Below are 456 nucleotides of genomic sequence, written 5' to 3' on the forward strand. Positions count from 1 at the left end.
CTGTCGCCTGTCTTGTTTCTGGATGTCGCTGATGCCGGCGGCAGCACCTTCCTGGATCAATCTCGCGCCAATCATCGCCGTCAGCGGGCTGATGCTCCAGCAATTGATGCGCAAGGCCGCCGCGACCTGGCCGGCGATCGGGCGCGGGGCAATGACGAAGCCGAGGCGAAGGCCGGGCGCCAGGCATTTCGACAGTGCACCGAGATGGATCGTCAGCTCCGGTTCGAGGCTGGCGAAGGAGGGCGGCGGGTCATCGGCCAGCGGCCGGTAGACGTCGTCCTCGATGATCAGCACATTGTGGCGTCGCGCTACCGCCGCCAATTCATGCCGGCGCTCCGCGCTCAGTGTGATCGTCGTCGGATTGTGCAGTGTCGGCACCAGGAAAACCGCACGCGGGCGCAGCTGCGCGCAAGCTGCCTCGAAGGCGTCCGGACGCATGCCGCCGCGGTCCATGGC

General features: G+C 66.9%; 1 protein-coding gene. It reads right to left on the bottom strand.

Annotated elements, in window-relative coordinates:
• Nucleotides 1-438, bottom strand: a 438-nt coding sequence (locus EN852_RS35175; RefSeq protein ID WP_246694491.1) for an aminotransferase class I/II-fold pyridoxal phosphate-dependent enzyme, incomplete at its 3' end; no start/stop codon positions are given.
• Nucleotides 439-456 lie beyond the last annotated feature (18 nt).

Origin of the sequence: Mesorhizobium sp. M2E.F.Ca.ET.209.01.1.1 (assembly GCF_004010375.2) — a bacterium.
Classification (GTDB): Bacteria; Pseudomonadota; Alphaproteobacteria; order Rhizobiales; family Rhizobiaceae; genus Mesorhizobium.